The 20223-nt window shown below is 38.1% G+C and carries 18 protein-coding genes; 6 read left to right on the forward strand and 12 right to left on the reverse strand.

Annotated elements, in window-relative coordinates:
- Positions 1 to 8 precede the first annotated feature (8 nt).
- The gene (locus HQN83_RS17380; protein ID WP_173091716.1) at positions 9 to 698 is read right to left on the reverse strand and encodes an SDR family NAD(P)-dependent oxidoreductase; all 690 of its coding nucleotides are present in this window, start codon (positions 696 to 698) and stop codon (positions 9 to 11) included.
- Positions 699 to 857: 159 nt separating this feature from the next.
- Here HQN83_RS17380 and HQN83_RS17385 point away from each other — a divergent pair, with 159 nt between their 5' ends.
- The 3 genes from HQN83_RS17385 to HQN83_RS17395 are packed head-to-tail and all read left to right on the forward strand — an operon-like array spanning position 858 to position 3235.
- On the forward strand, positions 858 to 1592 hold the full coding sequence (locus HQN83_RS17385; RefSeq protein WP_068890118.1) for an MlaE family ABC transporter permease: 735 nt from the start codon (positions 858 to 860) through the stop codon (positions 1590 to 1592).
- Positions 1589 to 2341, forward strand: a complete 753-nt coding sequence (locus HQN83_RS17390; RefSeq protein WP_173091718.1) for an ABC transporter ATP-binding protein — start codon at positions 1589 to 1591, stop codon at positions 2339 to 2341. Before HQN83_RS17385 ends, HQN83_RS17390 begins: the two co-directional genes overlap by 4 nt.
- Before the next feature lie 9 nt (positions 2342 to 2350).
- Positions 2351 to 3235 carry a class I SAM-dependent methyltransferase gene (locus HQN83_RS17395; protein ID WP_108203271.1) on the forward strand — a complete coding sequence of 295 codons (885 nt, stop codon included), beginning with the start codon at positions 2351 to 2353 and terminating at the stop codon, positions 3233 to 3235.
- A gap of 190 nt (positions 3236 to 3425) precedes the next feature.
- Here HQN83_RS17395 and HQN83_RS17400 read toward each other — a convergent pair whose 3' ends face one another.
- The 6 genes from HQN83_RS17400 to HQN83_RS17425 all read right to left on the reverse strand — a co-directional run bounded on the left by HQN83_RS17400 (position 3426) and on the right by HQN83_RS17425 (position 10482).
- Positions 3426 to 4454: a hemin-degrading factor gene (locus tag HQN83_RS17400; protein WP_173091720.1), complete on the reverse strand. Its 1029-nt coding sequence runs from the start codon at positions 4452 to 4454 to the stop codon at positions 3426 to 3428.
- A 45-nt stretch (positions 4455 to 4499) separates the two neighbouring features.
- The gene (locus HQN83_RS17405; protein WP_173091722.1) at positions 4500 to 5282 is read right to left on the reverse strand and encodes a heme ABC transporter ATP-binding protein; all 783 of its coding nucleotides are present in this window, start codon (positions 5280 to 5282) and stop codon (positions 4500 to 4502) included.
- Positions 5283 to 6329 carry a FecCD family ABC transporter permease gene (locus HQN83_RS17410; protein WP_317172518.1) on the reverse strand — a complete coding sequence of 349 codons (1047 nt, stop codon included), beginning with the start codon at positions 6327 to 6329 and terminating at the stop codon, positions 5283 to 5285. It abuts the gene before it with no gap.
- An 8-nt stretch (positions 6330 to 6337) separates the two neighbouring features.
- On the reverse strand, positions 6338 to 7207 hold the full coding sequence (locus tag HQN83_RS17415) for a heme/hemin ABC transporter substrate-binding protein (protein ID WP_246254537.1): 870 nt from the start codon (positions 7205 to 7207) through the stop codon (positions 6338 to 6340).
- 71 nt (positions 7208 to 7278) lie between these two features.
- Entirely contained in the window at positions 7279 to 8361 is a 1083-nt protein-coding gene (locus tag HQN83_RS17420) for an HmuY family protein (protein WP_173091724.1), read from the reverse strand.
- Positions 8362 to 8388: 27 nt separating this feature from the next.
- A complete protein-coding gene (locus tag HQN83_RS17425; protein ID WP_173091726.1) occupies positions 8389 to 10482 on the reverse strand; it encodes a TonB-dependent receptor plug domain-containing protein in 2094 nt (697 codons plus the stop codon).
- 210 nt (positions 10483 to 10692) lie between these two features.
- Here HQN83_RS17425 and HQN83_RS17430 point away from each other — a divergent pair, with 210 nt between their 5' ends.
- The gene (locus tag HQN83_RS17430; protein WP_173091728.1) at positions 10693 to 11736 is read left to right on the forward strand and encodes a hypothetical protein; all 1044 of its coding nucleotides are present in this window, start codon (positions 10693 to 10695) and stop codon (positions 11734 to 11736) included.
- Positions 11737 to 11979: 243 nt separating this feature from the next.
- Here HQN83_RS17430 and HQN83_RS17435 read toward each other — a convergent pair whose 3' ends face one another.
- Positions 11980 to 12456, reverse strand: a complete 477-nt coding sequence (locus HQN83_RS17435) for a DUF6702 family protein (RefSeq protein WP_173091730.1) — start codon at positions 12454 to 12456, stop codon at positions 11980 to 11982.
- Positions 12457 to 12526: 70 nt separating this feature from the next.
- On the opposite strand from HQN83_RS17435, the gene HQN83_RS17440 reads away from it, so the two are divergent.
- A complete protein-coding gene (locus HQN83_RS17440) occupies positions 12527 to 13114 on the forward strand; it encodes a HupE/UreJ family protein (protein WP_173091732.1) in 588 nt (195 codons plus the stop codon).
- Positions 13115 to 13118: 4 nt separating this feature from the next.
- Entirely contained in the window at positions 13119 to 15434 is a 2316-nt protein-coding gene (locus HQN83_RS17445) for a M1 family metallopeptidase (protein WP_173091734.1), read from the forward strand.
- 55 nt (positions 15435 to 15489) lie between these two features.
- On the opposite strand, the gene HQN83_RS17450 is transcribed toward HQN83_RS17445, so the two are convergent.
- The 4 genes from HQN83_RS17450 to HQN83_RS17465 form a co-directional block, all read right to left on the reverse strand.
- Positions 15490 to 15927, reverse strand: a complete 438-nt coding sequence (locus HQN83_RS17450) for a tail fiber domain-containing protein (protein WP_173091736.1) — start codon at positions 15925 to 15927, stop codon at positions 15490 to 15492.
- A gap of 52 nt (positions 15928 to 15979) precedes the next feature.
- Positions 15980 to 16279, reverse strand: a complete 300-nt coding sequence (locus tag HQN83_RS17455; protein WP_173091738.1) for a hypothetical protein — start codon at positions 16277 to 16279, stop codon at positions 15980 to 15982.
- A 138-nt stretch (positions 16280 to 16417) separates the two neighbouring features.
- Positions 16418 to 19570, reverse strand: coding sequence for a DNA gyrase/topoisomerase IV subunit A (locus tag HQN83_RS17460; protein ID WP_173091740.1), 3153 nt, complete (start codon positions 19568 to 19570; stop codon positions 16418 to 16420).
- Positions 19571 to 19719: 149 nt separating this feature from the next.
- Positions 19720 to 20208, reverse strand: a complete 489-nt coding sequence (locus HQN83_RS17465) for a cytidine deaminase (protein ID WP_173091742.1) — start codon at positions 20206 to 20208, stop codon at positions 19720 to 19722.
- Between the last annotated feature and the right edge of the window lie 15 nt (positions 20209 to 20223).

Below are 20223 nucleotides of genomic sequence, written 5' to 3' on the forward strand. Positions count from 1 at the left end.
CCTATATTTTAAAACTGTATCGGCTTCATAGTTATCTCATCAACATTTACGCCACTGCTTAAATTTAAAATGGTGTATATGGTATTGGCAATATCTTCTGGTTGTACAAACCGATCAGCTGGGATTTCTGTTCCCTCCCATGATGAGGTTAATGTAGAACCTGGTAGTACGGCCGTTACCTTAACGTTGTATTTTGATAATTCATCCCTAAATACACTATTAAGACTTAGCAATGCCGCTTTAGTTACACTATAGCTACCTGCATTTTCTGCATTTTGTTTACTGGCTACCGAACATATGTTAAAAATATGGCCTGACTGCCTTGTACGCATCATTTTACCAAAAAACTTAGATAGGTAATAAGCTGCATTAAGATTGAGATTTAGTTGCTTTTCAAGCTGATCATCAGCCTCATCAAGTATAGACCCCTGCAAAAACATGCCTGCATTATTCACTAAAACATCAACTTCCGACATTTCATTTTTCACCGCATTGCAGAATGCATACACTTCATCTTTCACAATGCAATCTGCCTGATAAGTAAATACCTTCACCCCGGTATACTTTAGTTCTTCAGCAAAACGCTCCAGTTCGGTCGTACTTCTCGAACACACTGCTAAATCATACCCATTCTCTGCCAGCTTTATTGCAATGGCCTTTCCAATCCCTTTAGTAGCGCCGGTAATAATTGCTTTCATTGTTTAAACATCTTATTTAACACAATAATACAAAAAACCACCACATGGCAAAACATTAATAGGCAAAGATTGGTTAGAAAAAGGGATTAGTACGATTTCAACTTTTTATTGTTTCTTTGTAATAATATTGCACAAATACTTTAGCTAATTTTTCATTGAATGAATTTCACCAATTTTGGCAGGTACCTACTTTTATTGAAAGCGGTATTTAGAAAGCCCGAAAAGTTTAAAATATACTTGAAGGCCATCTTTAAACAAATGGATTTTGTAGGGGTAGGTTCCCTTGGGCTAATCGCCATTATTTCTACTTTTATAGGAGCGGTAATGACATTACAAATTGCCTTCCAGTTGGTTAGTGATTTTATTCCTAAAACCATCATTGGTTCTGTAAACAGAGATTCAAGTATTCTAGAGCTTAGTCCTACCATTACGGCAATTGTTTTGGCAGGTAAAATTGGTTCTGCAATTTCATCTGAAATTGGCACAATGCGTGTAAGTGAGCAGATTGATGCACTAGAGATTATGGGGATTAACTCTCCCGGTTATCTTATCCTACCAAAAATTATAGCAGGTATTACCATGGTTCCGTTATTGGTTATTATGTCAATGTTCTTAAGCATTACTGGCGGATACATTGGTGGTACTTTATCTGGTGCTGTTACTCCTGCCGAATATATTCAGGGTATTACTACTGATTTTAATCCTTATACCATTGTTGTTGCCCTTGTAAAGGCCTTTGTATTTGGTTTTATCATTACCTCTGTTCCTGCATACGAAGGTTTTTATGTAAAAGGCGGTGCGCTTGAAGTAGCGCAGGCAAGTACCAGAGCTGTTGTTGTGAGTTGTATTACTATATTGGCATGTGATTACATTGTAACCCAGTTATTATTATGATCGAGATTAAGGACATACACAAATCATTTGGCAGCAACAAAGTACTACAGGGAATTTCCGGTAAGTTTGAAGCTGGTGTAACTAACCTGATCATTGGTGGTTCCGGTTCCGGTAAAACCACATTACTTAAATGTATGATCGGCCTACACCACCCTGAACAAGGCAGTGTAGAATACGATGGTCGTGAGTTTACTTCAATGAACTTCGAAGAGAAGATAGAGATCAGAAAAGAGATCGGTATGCTTTTCCAAGGTTCTGCATTATTTGATTCAATGACTGTTGAGGAGAACATTATGTTCCCTTTAAATATGTTTACCGAACAGGATCGTAAAGAAAAGCTGGATCGTGTAAACTTCTGTTTGGAACGCGTAAACCTTGAAGGAAAAAACAAACTTTTCCCAGCTGAGCTTTCGGGTGGTATGAAAAAACGTGTGGGTATTGCCCGTGCTATTGCCATGAACCCAAAGTATTTGTTTGTTGATGAACCCAACTCTGGTCTTGATCCGAAAACTTCTATCGTAATTGATGAGTTGATTAAGGAACTTACTGAAGAATACAATACAACAACAATAGTTGTTACCCACGATATGAACTCTGTTATGGGTATCGGCGACTATATTCTTTTCTTGCACGAAGGCAAGAAATTCTGGGAAGGATCTAATAAAGAGATCGCCCATACTGAAATTCAAGAACTAAATGATTTCGTTTTTGCAAGCCGCTTTATGAAGGCTGCAAAAGGAAAGTTTTAATATATAATTATGATAAGCCTGCTAACACCCACGCATTGGAAAGATTATGAGCTGATCGACTGTGGTGATTTTGAAAAATTAGAACGTTTTGGTAATCTGGTATTGTCCAGACCAGAGCCTCAAGCCGTTTGGAAAAAAACCTTGTCTGAAAACGACTGGAAAAAACAAACCCACATCAGATTTAAAGGTCGTTCTGCTACCTCTGGAGAATGGGTTAAAAACTCTGCTCATTTACCTGATCGTTGGAATGTTGAGTATAAAAATGATGATGTAACTATTAACCTGCGTTTGGGATTAACCTCATTTAAACATGTTGGTGTTTTCCCTGAACAAGCGGTAAACTGGGATTATATTTCTTCGTCAATAAAGAAATTTAAAACTCCAAGTCCTAAAGTATTAAACTTGTTTGCCTATACCGGTGCTGCTTCGCTAATTGCGAAAGCTGCCGGAGCAGATACAACTCACGTTGATTCCATTAAACAAGTAGTAAACTGGGCTAATGAAAACCAGGAGCTTTCTAAACTTAAAGATGTGCGTTGGGTAGTTGAGGATGCTTTAAAGTTTGTAAAGAGAGAGCTTAAACGCGGTAAAAAATATAACGGTATTATCTTAGACCCTCCTGCTTTTGGTCATGGGCCAAATGGAGAGAAATGGAAACTGGAAGACCATATTCAGGAAATGATGCAAGATGTAGTGCAGTTATTAGATGAGGAAGAACACTTCCTGATCTTAAACACCTACTCTTTAGGTTTCTCATCAGTTATTGTAGAGAACTTGATTAAAACTTCGTTTCCTCAGGTAAGAAATTTAGAAACTGGAGAATTGTATTTACAGGCTACTTCTGGCATTAAATTGCCATTAGGAGTTTTTGGTAAATTCAATACGTTTAAATAAGCAATTTGCTATCCGCACTACCGTCATCCTGAATTCAACCCTGAATTTAGCATGACGAGGCTACCCTATCATTCGTAGTCTATTTCAGGACGACTGAAGAAAGAAATAAAAAAGACGCCGGGACCTAAACCGGCGTCTCTAAACACACTTAAACCCAGTAACACCTTACTGCTTAAGTTTCTTTCGCTGTTTATGCAATTACAGCTAATTCATTTGCTATCATTCTCCAGTTTTCATTTTCAGGAATACCTGGTTTACGTTTTCCAAAGAACTGAACAATGATATTTCCATCTTTATCAAACACTTCAATACTAGTTACAATACCATCACTTGTTGGCTTTTTAACCAGCCATACATTAGCGATACCATCTTCACGAAGGTGCATGTTAAATTCAGGGTCTAATACATTAAACCACGGACCAGTTTGAACAAGTTTCTTCACTAAACCTGTGTGAATCTGGATACATCCTGCACTTGAAGTAAAGACCATGATCTCCAAATCTGTTTCAGAAGCTTTGGTTAAAATAGCTTTTAGCGAGTCGGTTGTAATTTGTGTAGCATGACCTTCAGGTGCTAAACGCAAACCCTGAGTACGACTCAATCCATAATTTCTTAACAAACCATGAAAATCGTGCGTATCCTTTAATGCCAACCATTCTTTCTTAAATGATTCTGCATCAACTTCCTGATCCGGTTTTTCTACAGCAGCAACTTTCTCAGTAATTATTTCTAATGCAGCAGTCTGATCTTCTGCCGTATATTTTTTAACCAATGCCTCGTAAGCATCAACATCGCTTGTATCTGTTATGTAGATTTTGTGAATAGCCTCACCATCCTTACCAAAAAACTGCAAGCTTTTGCGAGCATTTTCATCAACAGCAAAAGCCGATTTCCATGCATTCATAAATAGCCTTAAATCGATATCAGGATTTACTGCCAATCCCATCATTCCATTAAAGGATACTTTTTTATATATTCCTTTACGCTCATGAACACAAAAGTCATTACGGGTCAAAGCCATTACATAGCCTAAACTTTCAACTTCTTTTAATATTTCCTGGAACTGATCCTGCAAACGGATAGCAGTTGAATTTACAGTTGTTGCAATTAATTCAGCTTCACTAGTACCCAGTTGTTTTGCAGCATCTCTGATACGTACTTTTGGGTTTTCTGTTTTAAATGCTTCCCATTGGCTTTTTAAATCTAATATCTTTTCCATTTTATATTGTTTTAATTAATTCGTTCTATTTTTAAATATTATTCCTTAACTCACACTTGTAGCCGGTATAACCAGCGGACAATTGTAATCTTCACATGCCATAAGCTTTACTTTAATACTAAAAGTCTCATGTATATTATCGCAATTGATAACGTCAATAGGCATCCCCTCGGCAACCTTTTTACCATTTTTAAGCATCAATATCCTATCAGCAAAGCGAGAAGCATAATTGATGTCGTGTAAAATACAGATTACACAATACCCTCTGTCGGCCAGCTTACGTGCCAATACCATAATCTGTTGCTGAAACTGAATATCCAAACCATTTGTTGGCTCATCCAATAACAAACAAGCATTCGGACTATCATAAACCTGCGCAATAACCCTTGCCAATTGAACCCGTTGCTGCTCACCACCTGAAAGCGTATTGTAATCGCGGCCCGACAAATGACTTATCCCTGTATCCTGCATTACTCTCCTTACTACTGAAAAATCATTGGAAGCAGGTTTCTGATCAAAATGTGGATAACGCCCCATCATTACCAATTCATCAACAACAAAAGAAACAGAAATAGTATTGTGTTGAGAAAGCACAGCTCTTGTCTTTGCCAGATCTTCAAGCCTGTAATTCATCAACTCTTTTCCCTTAATAAAAACCTTGCCTGCCGATGGCCGTATTTCTCTGCAAAGCAATTTCATCAAAGTACTTTTACCGGCCCCATTTGCACCCAATATGGCAAGCATTTCTCCAGAGTGAGCCTCAAAGCTCAGCCCATCTACCAGTTTTCTATTCCCAACTTTATACGTTAAATCTTCTACTCGGATCATCTATAGGTTGTTTTTATTTTTCTCAGAGATAATAATATATATAAACACAGGCACACCAATCATGGCAGTTAATATGCCTATTGGAAGTTCTGCAGGAGCAACTATTGTTCTGGCAATAAGGTCGGCGCCAGTTAATAACGCAGCACCAAGCAATGCCGATCCCGGAATTACAAGCCTATGATCAGCTGTAAATGTCATCCTTATAATATGAGGAATAATTAAACCAATAAACCCAATTATTCCGGCCATAGCAACAGAAGCACCAACAGCCATAGTAGCCAAAATAATGATCATCCGTTTAACTACTTTAACATTTACACCCATATGCAAAGCCTGCGGTTCTCCAAGCGCCAATGCATTTAAAGATTTCGCAAAAAAGGGAAGCGTAACAATCGGGATTAAAACAAAGGGCAACAATGCACTCACTGTTTGCCAGCTGGCACCGCCTAAACTTCCAAGATTCCAAAAGGTAATGTTTCGTAATTGTGCATCGGTAGCCATGTAAGTCATCAACCCAATAAACGAGTTTGCAAATGCATTAATTGCCAATCCGGCCAGTAATAAAGTTGTTATAACAGTTTTACCATTCTTCATCGCAATGCGATAAACAATCATTGTGGTAATTCCGGCACCAATAAATGCGGCAATTGACAAAGCGTAAAAGCTTAATGTGCCTGTAAGATTTTTAAAAATGCTAATCTCCAGCACAATCATAATTACTGCAAATAACGTAGCACCCGATGATATACCTATTAAACCGGGTTCTGCAAGTGGATTACGGAATAAGCCTTGAATCGCAGCACCGGAAACACCCAAAGCCGCACCAATAAGCCCACCCAATAATACTCTTGGCAAACGAAGATTAAAAAATACGGATGCCTGTTGCGATGTAAAACCCTGATGATCGGATAACCCAGTATGGTAACTAATCATAGATAACAGTTCAGAAAAACTGATATATACAGCACCAATACAGGAAGAAACCACCATCGTTACAATCAGCACCACTGCAAGCAGTACAATAATATATCCTGTTTTTTTAATCACCCCTGTTGCTATTTAACTACCTCGTTAATTTTGCCTGATAATTCTGTTATTGCCTTTCCTAAACGCAAACCGAAACTGGTAAGCAAAGCACCATCCATGGTAACGAACTTCTTGTTTTTACCAGCATTTGTTTGTGCAATACCCTGAACCGTTTCCAATCCTTGTGCACCACCTAAACTTTGCAAACCATCATCAAACAATAAGATTACATCAGGATTGGCTTTAACCAATGCTTCGGAGGTTAAAGGTTTATATTCAGAAAACCCTGTTACTGCATTTTCTGCACCAGCTAACTGAATTACCTTATCTACCTGTGTACCTAAACCACCAACCATCATTGTTCCTGTACCGCGGGCATAAATAAATAGTACTTTGGCTTTTTTAGTATTGGTAATTTGTTTTTGAGCTGATGCTACTTCTACGTCAAATACTTTAATTAAAGAATCTGCTTTAGCCTGTTGCAATAAACTATCGCCAACAGAACGGATTAAATTTTTAGCACCATCTACAGAGAAATCCTGCTTAAACAATAACAATTTAATTCCGGCAGTTTTAAACTGAGCTGCAAGTTGTGGAGATACTTCTTTCTCAATGCCTACAACAATGTTAGGCTGTAAAGACAAAACACCCTCTACATTGATCTTACTATTGTGACCAACCTTAGGCTTACTTTTTAAGCTTTCCGGATAGCTACTTGTTATATCCGTACCTACTATGTTTTTTTCTAAACCTAGTCCGGCAACAATTTCGCTTACCGTTCCATTTAAAGAAACTATTTTCACACTATCAGGCAATTGTCTTGCTGTATTGTTTTCACTAGTGTTTCTGCATGCACTAAACATGGCAGCGGCCATCGCCAGCATTACTATTTTTTTCATAATCAGTGTTTAAAAAGAGGAGCTTTCTGGGGGCAGAAAGCATCCTCATCTAACCAAACTAAACCAAACGTTTATCCTTTTTTAACTAGTTTATATTCTACTACAGGCTTACCACGAACTCCGCCATCGCTTGCATGAAAACTGTTAAATTTCAATTTATATATATTGCCAGCACCATCTTTTACAATGTAAAACGAATCGGTTTTTACACCTATCGCAGTACCGGTTGTATTTCTCCACTTATCACCAATTGCATCTCTCTTTGCATTAAATGTTACAGCACTAAGGTTCGACTCAGAGAAATTCGCATAACTTACTACCGAAGTTTGAACCTGAGCTACCTGAACACCATTAAGGCTATTGCTGAAAACTATATCAGAAAAGCTGTAAGGGAAAATACCGTCCTGATTTGTACCATAATACATCGTCCAGCTCCATACAAGATCCCAATTGGCTTTCGCAGGCTCAACACTTACCGGTTTACCATCTGTAAGAGAGAAAAAGTTATAGTTTGAATTGGCATCTTTAACAATGTCAACAGATTTAAAAGTAGTTTCCTTTAGCTTAGCATATTGCAAAGTATAGCCATTTGCTTTGCGCAAAATTCTTACTTTGTAAACAGTCTCAGCACTTATTACTGCACTATGACTACCACCAATTGGACTTACCAGATATACTTTATTTTCAGAATCTGTTGAAGAAACAGTTTCAATTGCAGTCTTATTCAAAATATTGGCTTCTCTTGGATCATCAAATTTCTTAAACTCAGTCTCTGCATCAGGGCCTGTTGCACCAAGAGCGATGGTTAAATCAGACACTTTAAAATCTGCCTCAGTTACCGCGTTTAAATCTGTTTTATCTAATTTCTTTGCCGAAGCTCCTGAAGCTCCATTCAAAACAACTTTAAATTCATTGCCCGAATAAAAACCTAAAGCCCAGCTGTTTCGAAGCACTGCAGTTTGCTGTGCACCGCTTAAATCTATATAAACACTGTTAGCAGCACTACTTCCTGCTTCAGCACCTGCTATGCCATTTAATGTTAGTGTTGTGCCATCCGACACCGGAACCTCTACTAGCGGATTTTCATCTTTACTACAAGAAGTAAAGGCGGTGGTAAAACACAATAGGGCAACGAGTTGAGTAAATTTGTTCATGATTTTATACGTGTTATAATTAATAATCTAATTCTTGTTCCAGTTATAGCTTAATCCGACCACATAAGAGCGTCCGTAATTCAAAGGAACCGGGCCACCTGTTGAGTGTGCCGAACCCGTTGCAACCGATGTGCTGCTAATGGTGGTTACATCGAACAGGTTTTTAACTCCTGCATTCAGATTAAGTGATTTAAATATTTTTTTGTTGATCATCAGATCGGCCGTGCTGTAAGAACCTGTTCTTTCAAGACTAACCTGATCAACTCCACCAACTGTATTTAGCTGATAAAAAGGTCTTCTTCCCGAAAACTTATAGGCTAGATTTACAGTGGTACCAATCTTAGAAAATGTATAAGTGATATTGCTATTCACCTCTGGTGTCCATGCAAATTCATCAGACTCCCCTGGCTTTGGTGCATCGGCAACAAAGCGATTGTTAATACCGATGTAAGAAAGCCCCAGGGAAATCTGCAAATCATTAAGCGTTAAAGTGTTTTCAAAAGTTCCTCCGGTTGTTTTGTAGCGGGAAACATTTATAAGGGTAGTAATTGTAGGGTCGCTTGCAGAAAGACCGAAGTCTATTCTATTTCTGAAAGTATTATAAAAGCCACTTACAACCGAGCGGAAATCAACGTTTTCATTATCCGATCTGGTAAAAGTTAACGATCCGGTAAAACTATGCGACTGTTCTGCTTTCAGGTTCTCATTTCCTAAAATAGAATGGCTGGCATCAAAGAAATCATAGTACAACTCACGCAAAGCTGGAGAACGGAAGCCACTTGCATAGCCTAAACGTAAATCGAAATCCTTATTTAACCTGAACTTCGTATTTAGTGATGGAATTACCGGAGGTGCATCGTAAACCGAATTTTTAATAAAACGAGCTCCCGGTCTTATCGTTATGCCATCTGTAACCTTCCATTCAGAAGAGATAAAGAAAGCATAATCATTAATTGAAGGATCTCCTTTAATTCTTGCCCCGCTTGAACCGTCCAGATTAACCTCTATACCAGGTTGAAAAGACAACTGATCCGAAAATCTATACTGAGCTGTTGCACGGATGGATGTAGATTGAAATTTGGCTACATCCTGCTCGCCGGCACCGCCAGACAGCTCTTCTGTTCCTGTAGAATAATCGTGCAGCACGCTTTTGGTTGTACGTTTTAAATTAGAATAGCCCAATATTCCGCTAAGCTGTAATTTATCAGTTAGCTTGTAATCGCCCTGTAATTGCTGTGTATACCTGTTGGTAATGTATTTTTGATTAACCGCTTTAAAAATGTTTGGGTTATAGCCGCCTTTGCTTAAAATAGTCTCATCAGCATAATCCATTCGGTACCATACATTTAACTTATCACTATTATAACCCAGGCGACCATTCCCCAACCATTGCTCTTTAGGCTTCCACCTGTTGATATCAGCTGCAATCTGTGCTGAAGTAGCCAAAGCAGGTGCACTGTTAAAACCGTTAAAATCGTTATGTGTTACTCCTCCAAGAACACTCCAGCCCTTGTTCTGCCAGCTTGCTCCTACATTTTGCAGGTGAGATCCTTTTTTGCGGAAAGGTGAATATTCATCCCCTACTGTTTCCTCTTGCACCCTTGCATTAATGCTTAATATTTCTTTAGCTGCTCTTTTTGTTATGATATTGATTACGCCTGCAAGTGCATCAGTACCATAAGACACTGAAAGTGGCCCTTCAACTATCTCTATACGTTCAATCGAGTTGATGTCAATCTGATTTAAACTTTCTCTGGTATCACCCCTGTCTATCATCGGAACACCATCCAAAAGGATTTTAACATTCCTCCCCGACATCCCCATTAACATCACATCACTTGTTCCAAGTGTCATATCATTAGAAAACCTGAAGCCCAATTCTGTATTTAATACCTGTTGAACATTTGTTGCGGCACGTAAACGAATACGTTCTGAATTAATGATGCGAGTTCTGTAAACTGAATTTCTTAATGATTGAGGTTGATATTCGCCTGTAACCACAACTTCCTTTAGGCAATTAGCTGTTGTATCTCTTTTCAACTCTCTGCCCGCGCGTTTCTCTTGCGCCTGCGTTGTTGAAACGATAAAAAATACAGCCATTAATAGTAAACCAATTCTCATTAAACGATCTATTTAGAATAATTTTAAATAACACCGCAAGTATAAGAACTTATTTAGACTAATTCCAAACAATAAATAGAAATATTTTAATTAACCCTGATAACCAGCTTTTTTATTATACAGGAGAGTGGTATACTTGTAAAAGTTTAATAATGTAAAATGTTACCCAACATTAACATCTTATCTTACCATAAAAAACAAGTATAAAAAATGAAATTATCTCATCTAGCAGGGATGCTTTTAGTCGGAATGGCTTCAGTTGGTGTGTTTATAAGCTGCACCTCGGACGTTAAAAAGGCCAATGGCCAAACAAAAACTGCCCCTGGAGATTCGACAGCATCTGAAACAAAAGAAGATTTGCGCGGACCGATTGATACTGCAAAGTATGATTCAATTATGGCAAAATTAGCCAATGGCGATACCACAGGTAAATGGCCGGTTAAAAAACAACCATATCCATTAGCGGGTGCTATACTTCCATTTAAACGTATTGTTGTTTATTATGGAAACTTACACTCTAAAAAAATGGGTGCTCTTGGAGAATATGCTCCAAAAGAAATGTGGAAAAGACTAGATGCCGAAGTTAAACATTGGGAAAAAGTTGATCCTTCTACTCCGGTACAACCAGGTTTACACTACATTGCTGCTGTAGCAAGTGGTACTCCGGGTAGAGATGGCAAATACATCAACCGTATGGCCAACTCACAGATTGACTCTGTATTAAAGATCGCTAAAATGCGTCCTAATACCATCGTATTTTTAGATTTACAGGTTGCACTTAGTAACATTAAAGCTGAGTTACCTCACATAGAAAAATACTTACAATTACCATTTGTGCATTTAGGCATAGATCCTGAATTCTCTATGAAAGATGGTTCATTACCAGGTAAAAGAATCGGAACTTACGATGCTGCTGATATCAACTATGTTTCTCAGTATTTAACTAACTTGGTAAAGAAATACAACTTGCCTCCAAAAGTATTTGTAGTTCACCGTTTTACAAAAAAGATGGTAACCAATGCGCAGAATATCAAACTTCGTCCGGAAGTTCAAATTGTAATGCACATGGATGGATGGGGTGAGCCAGAACTTAAAAAAGGAACTTACCGTCACTTTATTTTCTCTGAGCCAGTTCAGTTTACAGGTTTCAAATTGTTCTATAAAAATGATTTGAAAAAAGAGCCTAAGCGTTTAATGACTCCAGAAGAATTGATGAAATTGAAACCAGTTCCTGTTTATATTCAATACCAGTAATCGTCTAAAAAAGGCGACTGTATCACCTGAGATACAGTCGCCTTTTTTATACAGTATATTTAATGCCTACCAGCCATATGATAGCTGCTGAAATAAGTACAAATCATCAAAAAATCAACCAGCCCCTACCCACATTTTATTCATCCCAAACTGGACAATCACTGGACGACCACTGGACAATGCCTGGACGACGTCTGGATAATCGTTAAAAAAACCATAACCTAACGCCGAACTTTAACAGGCTCAATAAGAAAATTCTACAGACCTTTCAGGGTTATCAAGTTTGGTGCTTTTTCTCTTCCCATTTACCGTTGCATGAATCATATTGATCTGAGAATCGTGCTGTTCAAAGAGTATGTCGTTTTGAATATTTAGCTTCTGCACACGCTCTACTTTTTCACTTTCGAAATAACACCATGCAGCATCCTCTTCAATCTGATACCCTAAATATTTTAGGGTAAGCAATTTGTTATTAGCCTTAATCTGTAAGTGGTTTTTAACATAGTCAGAGATCAAGCCATCTACCTGCTTACGATCTTTAGGCTTCAGAATATTGATGCTTGTTTTATAGCGCTTATCAAGTGCGCTTTCAAAATCATCAAAAAACACACGAACACTTACCTGTACAGTTTTTGTTTTTGGACTATAATCTACCTCAGTTACGCTAACGTAAAACGGATGAAATATATTTAACCAAAAAAATAAAATAAGTTGTAACATTTTGTATAGGTAGATATAAAATAGAATATTTCTTGCTATTCTGTATTCAAAATTACAACTTTAAACTACAATGCAAGATTTCAAACTCTATTTTGATCTTGGCTGGCACCATATTTTAGATTGGCAGGGCTACGATCATATACTTTTCTTACTTGCTCTTTGTGGTATTTATACCATCTCCGACTGGAAAAGAGTACTAATTTTGGTTACCGCATTTACCGTTGGCCATAGCATTACTTTAGCCTTAAGTGTGTTAAATGTTGTGCATGTAAATTCTGCGCTTATTGAGTTTTTAATCCCTGTTACTATCCTGATAACAGCATTATCCAATATCCTTAATAAAAAGCCTAAACCTAAGGCCATAAGGTTAAAATACACTTTAGCGCTTTTCTTTGGATTGATACACGGTATGGGTTTCTCTAATTACCTGAAAAGTCTGCTTGGCAAAAGCAGCAGCATCGTTGTTGAATTACTGGGCTTTAATTTAGGATTAGAATTTGGTCAGGTGCTGATTGTTGTTGGTGTACTCCTACTTTCATTCATCCTGATTATGATCATAAAAATTAAGCGCTGGGACTGGAATTTCTTCCTTTCATCCGCTATATTTGGTATATCATTTGTAATGGCCGCCGAGCGCGTCCATGCAATCCTTAACTAACAAAATGAAGAAACTTTTACTTCTAGCTACTGCATTAGTTTTTAATGCCGGTGTATATGCACAATCATTAAATAATCCGGGTTCAAATCATGGTAATAAATTTGAACAGCTGGGCACTATGCTTTCCGACCCCAATTATTATCGCTCTGCTTCGGGCGCACCGGGACCAGCCTACTGGCAGCAAAGGGCAGATTATGAGATCAATGCCGAACTGGATGAAAAGAATCTTAAGTTAAATGGATCTGAAACAATCACTTACTATAACAATTCACCTGATCCTTTAAGCTATTTATGGGTGCAGCTTGATGAGAATCAGAATAAAGCTACTAGTGATAACAAGCTTACGCAGACCAGCAAAATAAAAGAGAAAATGACATTGGATGATTTCTCTGATATTATTGGTCGTAATGATGATCTTGGGGTTAAAATCATTAAAATTACTGACGAGAAAGGCACTCCTCTTCCGTATGTAATTAACAATACCATGATGCGAATTGACTTGCCTATGGTACTTAAACCTAAGGAAAAATTTAAGTTAAAGATAACCTGGAATTATAACATCTCTGACCGTAAAATTGTGCACGGAAGAGGTGGTTATGAGTATTTCCCTGAGGATGACAACTACCTGTTTACCATCACACAATGGTTTCCACGCATGGCTGTTTACTCCGATTTTCAGGGGTGGCAGAACAAGCAATTTGAAGGCAGAGGTGAGTTTGCCCTCGTATTTGGAAATTACAAGGTGAACATGACTGTTCCGGCCGACCATGTGGTTGGTGCAACGGGCGAATGTCAGAACTATCCACAGGTTTTAAGTGCAACAAGTTTAAAGCGTTGGAATGAAGCTCAAACAGCAAAAGCTCCTTTGGAAGTTATAAATCTTAGTGAGGCTAAATCGGCCATGACGAAGAAGAGTACTGCAAAAAAGACCTGGACTTATGTGGCTGAAAACGTAAGAGATTTCGCTTGGATATCTTCAAGAAGATTGGTTTGGGATGCCATGGCTACCTATATTGATGGTAAAAAAACAATGGCCATGTCGTATTATGGTCCAGAGGCCTACCCTATTTACAGCAGGTATTCCACTAAGGTTGTTGCCCATACTTTAAAATCCTATTCTAAGCATACTATTCCTTACCCATACCCGGTGGCCATATCGGTTGAGGCTTCTAATGCGATGGAATACCCTATGATTTGTTTTAATCATGGTCGTGCAGAAAAGGATGGTTCATATACTGAGTCGCTTAAATATGGCGTAATCAGTGTGATTATGCACGAGGTTGGCCACAACTTCTTTCCAATGATTGTGAACTCTGACGAAAGACAATGGACCTGGATGGATGAGGGTTTAAATACATTTTGCCAATTTATGGCAGAACAGGAATGGGATAACAATTATCCTTCGCAAAGAGGTCCGGCGCATAAGATTGTTGACTACATGAAAATGCCTAAAGATCAACTGGAGCCTATCATGACTAATTCTGAGAACATCGTGAATTTTGGCCCTAATGCTTATGCTAAACCTGCTACAGCCCTAAATATTTTAAGAGAAACCATAATGGGCAGGGAGCTTTTTGATTATGCTTTTAAAGAATACGCAAAGCGATGGGCTTTTAAACACCCTACCCCTGCAGATATGTTCAGAACATTGGAAGATGCTTCGGCAGTAGACCTTGACTGGTTTTGGAGAGGTTGGTTCTTTGGTACTGATCCTGTAGATATTTCATTGAATAGTGTTCGTTACTATCGCATGAACAGCATGAAACAGGCTACTGAAAATGCGGAGAACAAGAAAGCTTATGATAAAGACAACAAATACCTAAGCAGAGAACGTAATAAGGCTGAGGGTGTAAAGTTCGCTATTGAACAAGACACCAGCTTGCAAGATTATTACAATAAGTTTGATCGCTTTGAGGTTAGTCAAACTGCTGATGAGCAATTCCAGGATTATTATAAATCTTTAGGTGCTGAAGAGAAAAAAATCTATGAGAGCAAAAAGAACTTTTATGAGCTTGATTTTTCTAATCTGGGCGGTTTAGTGATGCCTTTAATTATTGAATGGACATTTAAGGATGGCAGCACTGAAACGGACAGGATTCCTGCTTATGTATGGAGAAAAAACGAGAACAGAATAACCAAGGTTTTTGCTAAGGATAAGGAAGTTGTTTCTGTACAATTGGATCCTAACAGAGAAACAGCTGATATTGATGAAAGCAACAATTCATGGCCAAGAAAAAACCAGGCTACCAGGTTTGAATTGTTTAAGGAGCAAAACCTGCCTACATTAAACCCAATGCAGCAATCTAAAAAACAGAAGTAATTAAAAAGCCATCTCGCGATGGCTTTTTCAAAGATACTAAAACAAAAAAAACTAACTATTTAGACTTCTCTTTCAAGAGGTTTAATTCTTTTTTAAGCAGGTCAATTTGTTCCTGCTGCTCCTTAATTGCGGCTACTAATACCGGAATCAGGTTTTCTGACTGTACTTCGCTATATCTGGCAACTTTTGCATTGTTCTTGCCCTTGTCATATATTTTAGTGGCCTCGTAAACCATAGCCGGGTATTCTGATTGTACGTTACTTGCAAGGAAGCCATACTGCTCGCCAGCAGGTAATTTAAGATGCTTGTACTTCTGTACATCATACTTAAAAGTTACAGGTTCTAAGTTTTTTAAGTGTGCTGTAGAATTAGAGATCTTATCTACGTTAACTTTTAATTCTTGCTCTTCAATTTTTTGTGCATTTACCGACAATGCAGTTGCGCTTAATAAAATGCCTAATACGGCACCTTTTGATACTAAAGGATATCTCATAAAAATAAATTTATTGTGTAATGTGTGAATTTTGATTGTAATATATTTACAATCAGGCTTCTGGAGGGGGGTATGGTAATGAAATCTCTGAGGATACGGTACGCTTTACATAAGTATAATTAACCTTTTTTGAGGTTAATGTATGCGCAAGTTCAACAGTTGGCTGATGAATAAACACATCATCAGTAAGTTCCAGATTTTTTAATTCTTTTTCTTCCTCTGAGGACTCAGAGTCGTGATCGGTTTGATGGATTGCTACTGTTTGTTTATCGTTAGTTACAGGAAATAACGAGGCATGCTTTACCAGCAAAAATGAAAGTAAAATAAGAATGCCCGTCAACTGTTTCAACATAAACTAAGTAGTATCTATCTTTTAATTGTGATCTGTAATCCGACAAATATATTTATCTAAATTAAAATCACGCTATGTTTAAGCAGAAAATGACATAAATTTAATGATGTGAAAATAGCGAAGATCAGGATGTTAGGCTTAAAATAAGCCTAACTGTCCTTTATCATCAATTTCTATATCATTAGGATTTGTGATCTCAAACTTGATTTCCTTTGTTGGAGTTTCGGCTTTTGGTTTAGCTTCAGGTTCCTCTTTAGTTGCTTCCTTTTTAGTCTCCACAGCTTCTTTAGGTTCCGGTTTGGCTTTAGGCTCTTCCTTGGCTGCTTCTTTCTTAGTCTCTACTACTTCCTTAGCCTCAGGCTTTGCTTCTGGCTCTTTTTCAGGTGCTTTTGGAGCTCCCCATGCTTTTTTAGGTTTTCCTTCAGCAACTGGAGCCGCTGCTGGTTTTTCCACTGCTTTTTCCTCAACCTTTTCTACAGGTTCTTCTTTAGGTGCAGGTTTTGTTTCTTTAGCAACAACAAATGGTTTCTTTTCAACAGGCTTCGGTTTTTCTGCAACCTCTTCTACTTTAGCAACAGGTTCCTCTGCTGCTGTTTCAACTTCCGTTTCTTCAGCTTCAGCCTCCGGTTCTTCTGAAGCTTCAATTTCTTCCGGAGCTGCATCTTCTACCTCCTCCGATTCAGTTTCTGTAATAGTTACCTCATCAGTTGATTCAGTAATTTCTTCTTCAGATTGTTCCTCATTAGAAGAAGTCTCTGAGGCAGTAGCCTTACTTTCTAAAACCAGTTCCGCCTCTTCATGATTGGAAATACTCAGGTTTTTCACATCATGTTGGCTCAGTCTGTTTCCGTTAGCCTTTATACCCTTTACATCAATAAACTCTGCCAGCAGAATTTCTAACGTTTCAGGAGTTTGTGTTTTACCTTTAAGTACATCAACGGTTAAAACTGCTTCAGGATTACTAGTTAAGTAAAGGAATTTTGATCCTTGCTCTTCACTAATCAGGTTACCTTTTTTACCTACAGCAATTGGTTCAAATACAAACCTCTTGACAAAATAGTTTTTAGCTTTTCCTTCGTATTGTACAACTGTAAATGGTTTTTCAGGATCAAACTTCTGGATGAGGATCAGGTCAGCATCAAAGTGATTGCTCAATTCGAAAGTACTTAGCTCATACCATCCCTCTTTATGAACCTGTAATATTTTATCGTCGCCATCAAATTCGCCAAGGTATTTACCTCTGCCGTCAACGTTAAGTCTTCTAAGCAGATCATCGTACCATATTTTAAGTCCGGAAAGTGTAGATACGCCTTTGGTTTTTAACAGTACCTTTTTGATAGGATATTTGGATACAATATTACCTTGAGATCCACGCCCTTTAATTGCTATTTCGGCATAATCCAGATCAAACTGAAGCTTTTTAAGCTTGGTATGTGGTTTTAACTGTACGGTAACTACTTCTGCTTCTCCGTTAGGATTTGCAGTAAAGTACAACACTTTAGAGCCTTTACTTCCTTTGGTAAGGTCATATTCTTTATCGCGAGTTACGCCTACTACGGCGAAACGTTTAATGTACGATACCCCACTGGCACCGTCCTTATAGATCATGTTATAGATGGTACGCTCATCGCCCTTTTTAAAGACCTGAGCATGGAGAATTCCTTTACCCACAAAGGTTTTATCAGCTACTTTGGTGATGATGCATTTACCATCTTCTCTGAAAACGATGATTTCATCAATATCAGAACAATCCGCAATAAATTCATCTTTACGCAAACCAGTACCCACAAAACCGTCTTCGCGGTTTAGGTATAATTTTACGTTAGCCAAAGCAACTTTAGAAGCTTCTACCCTATCGAACAAACGAATTTCCGTTTTACGTTCTTTGCCCTTACCGTACTTATCTCTAAGTCTCTGGAACCAGGCAATCGTATAATCAGTTAAATGACGTAGGTGGTTCTTTACAACTTTGATCTCATCAGCTAAAGCTTTCATCTGATCATCCGCCTTTTTAACGTCAAAGCGGGTAATACTACTCATTGGTTTATCAATAAGTTTCTTGAAATCTTCAGGCTGAATCTCTCTGTATAAATCTGGCTTAAATGGCTCGAATAAGCGGTTTAAGACCTCAACAACTATTTCAAAGTTACCAGAGTTCTCGTAGTCTGAGTTTTTGTACATGCCTTCCTGAATGAAGATCTTTAGTAATGAACTAAAGAATATTCTTTCCTGCAATTCATGCAACTTAATTTCCAGCTCCTGTTTTAACAGGTTCTTGGTATTGTGCGTGTTCTCAGTAAGGATATCATTAACACTCAAAAATTGAGGTTTATCATCCTTAATTACGCAAGTATTTGGAGAAATAGAAACCTCGCATGAAGTGAAAGCATACAAGGCATCAATGGTTACATCGGGCGAAATACCGGGCGCAAGGTGGATAACGATCTCCACATGTTGCGCGGTATTGTCTTCAATCTTTTTGATCTTGATTTTACCCTTATCGTTAGCAGATAATACGCTATCAATTACTGAACCTGTTGTTGTACTGTATGGTATCTCGGTTATTACGAGTGTTTTCTTGTCTTTTTCTGTAATTTTTGCCCTTACCCTGATTTTACCTCCACGCATACCTTCGTTATATGCAGAGAAATCGGCCATACCGCCGGTAAAGAAATCAGGAAGGATATTTGGTCTGGTTCCTTTTAATACTTCAATAGAAGCATCAATAAGTTCCAGAAAATTGTGAGGCATAACCTTGGTAGCCAAACCTACCGCAATACCTTCCGCTCCTTGCGCCAATAGTAAAGGAAACTTAACAGGCAGGGTAATAGGCTCGTTGTTACGACCATCATAACTCAATTGCCAAACTGTAGTATCCGGATTAAACACTACTTCGTTTGCAAATTTAGATAAACGCGCTTCGATGTAACGGGCCGCAGCAGCACTATCACCAGTTACCGGATCACCCCAGTTACCCTGGCAATCTATCAGCAGTTCCTTTTGTCCAATTTGTACCATCGCATCGCCAATAGAAGCATCACCATGAGGGTGATATTTCATGGTATTTCCGATAACGTTGGCGGCTTTATTAAAACGTCCATCATCCATCTCTCTTAGAGAGTGCATGATGCGTCGCTGAACCGGTTTTAAACCATCGTTGATGTGGGGAACCGCGCGATCAAGAATTACGTAAGAGGCATAATCGAGGAACCAGTTTTCATAAAGCCCGTTGATAGGGATTATAGTATGCTTGCTTTCTTCGTTTATGTTGTTTTCTATTTCGTCGCTCATCAAAAAAGGATTGGATTTTGTAAATATAAGGGTTGGAATGAAATATTAGGAACAGAAGTTTTTAACAGTTCTTAGTTAATAACCTATGTTTTTGGGCTTAATTGACTAGGTTTTCATGATTTTTGGGCATTATTTCATTAATTGACGTTTTATCTTTCCAATCGTTCTTCAACAAATACAAAAGGTAATAGATTTTTAATTCCTTTTACTTTTATTATTTCGCCTCCGATACAGTAAAAAAGCACTTCAATTTCTTGCTTTTGTCTCTGTTCAAACTCGGCCATTACCTGTAAACATGCACCGCATGAGGTAATCGGTTTTTGGATTACAAAGTTACTGCTTTTTGCAGTAATTGCCATTGTTTGAACTGCTAAATCCGGATAAGCAGCCCCCACTGTAAACAGGGCAACACGCTCTGCACAAAGTCCGGATGGATAAGCTACATTTTCTTGATTACTACCCAAAACTATTTGCTTATTACTTAATTTTAAAGCTGCCCCAACCTTAAAATTGGAGTAAGGTGAATATGATGATTTTAATGCCTCCTCGGCCTTTAAACATAGTTCCTGATCTGACGCACTTAGCTCATTTAAGGACTTAAAAGTTTGATAGCTAACAACGAAGTTTTTCTGATCCATATTTAAACATACGTA

The sequence above is a fragment of the Pedobacter foliorum genome, from assembly GCF_013266735.1.
GTDB classification, from domain to species: domain Bacteria; phylum Bacteroidota; class Bacteroidia; order Sphingobacteriales; family Sphingobacteriaceae; genus Pedobacter; species Pedobacter foliorum.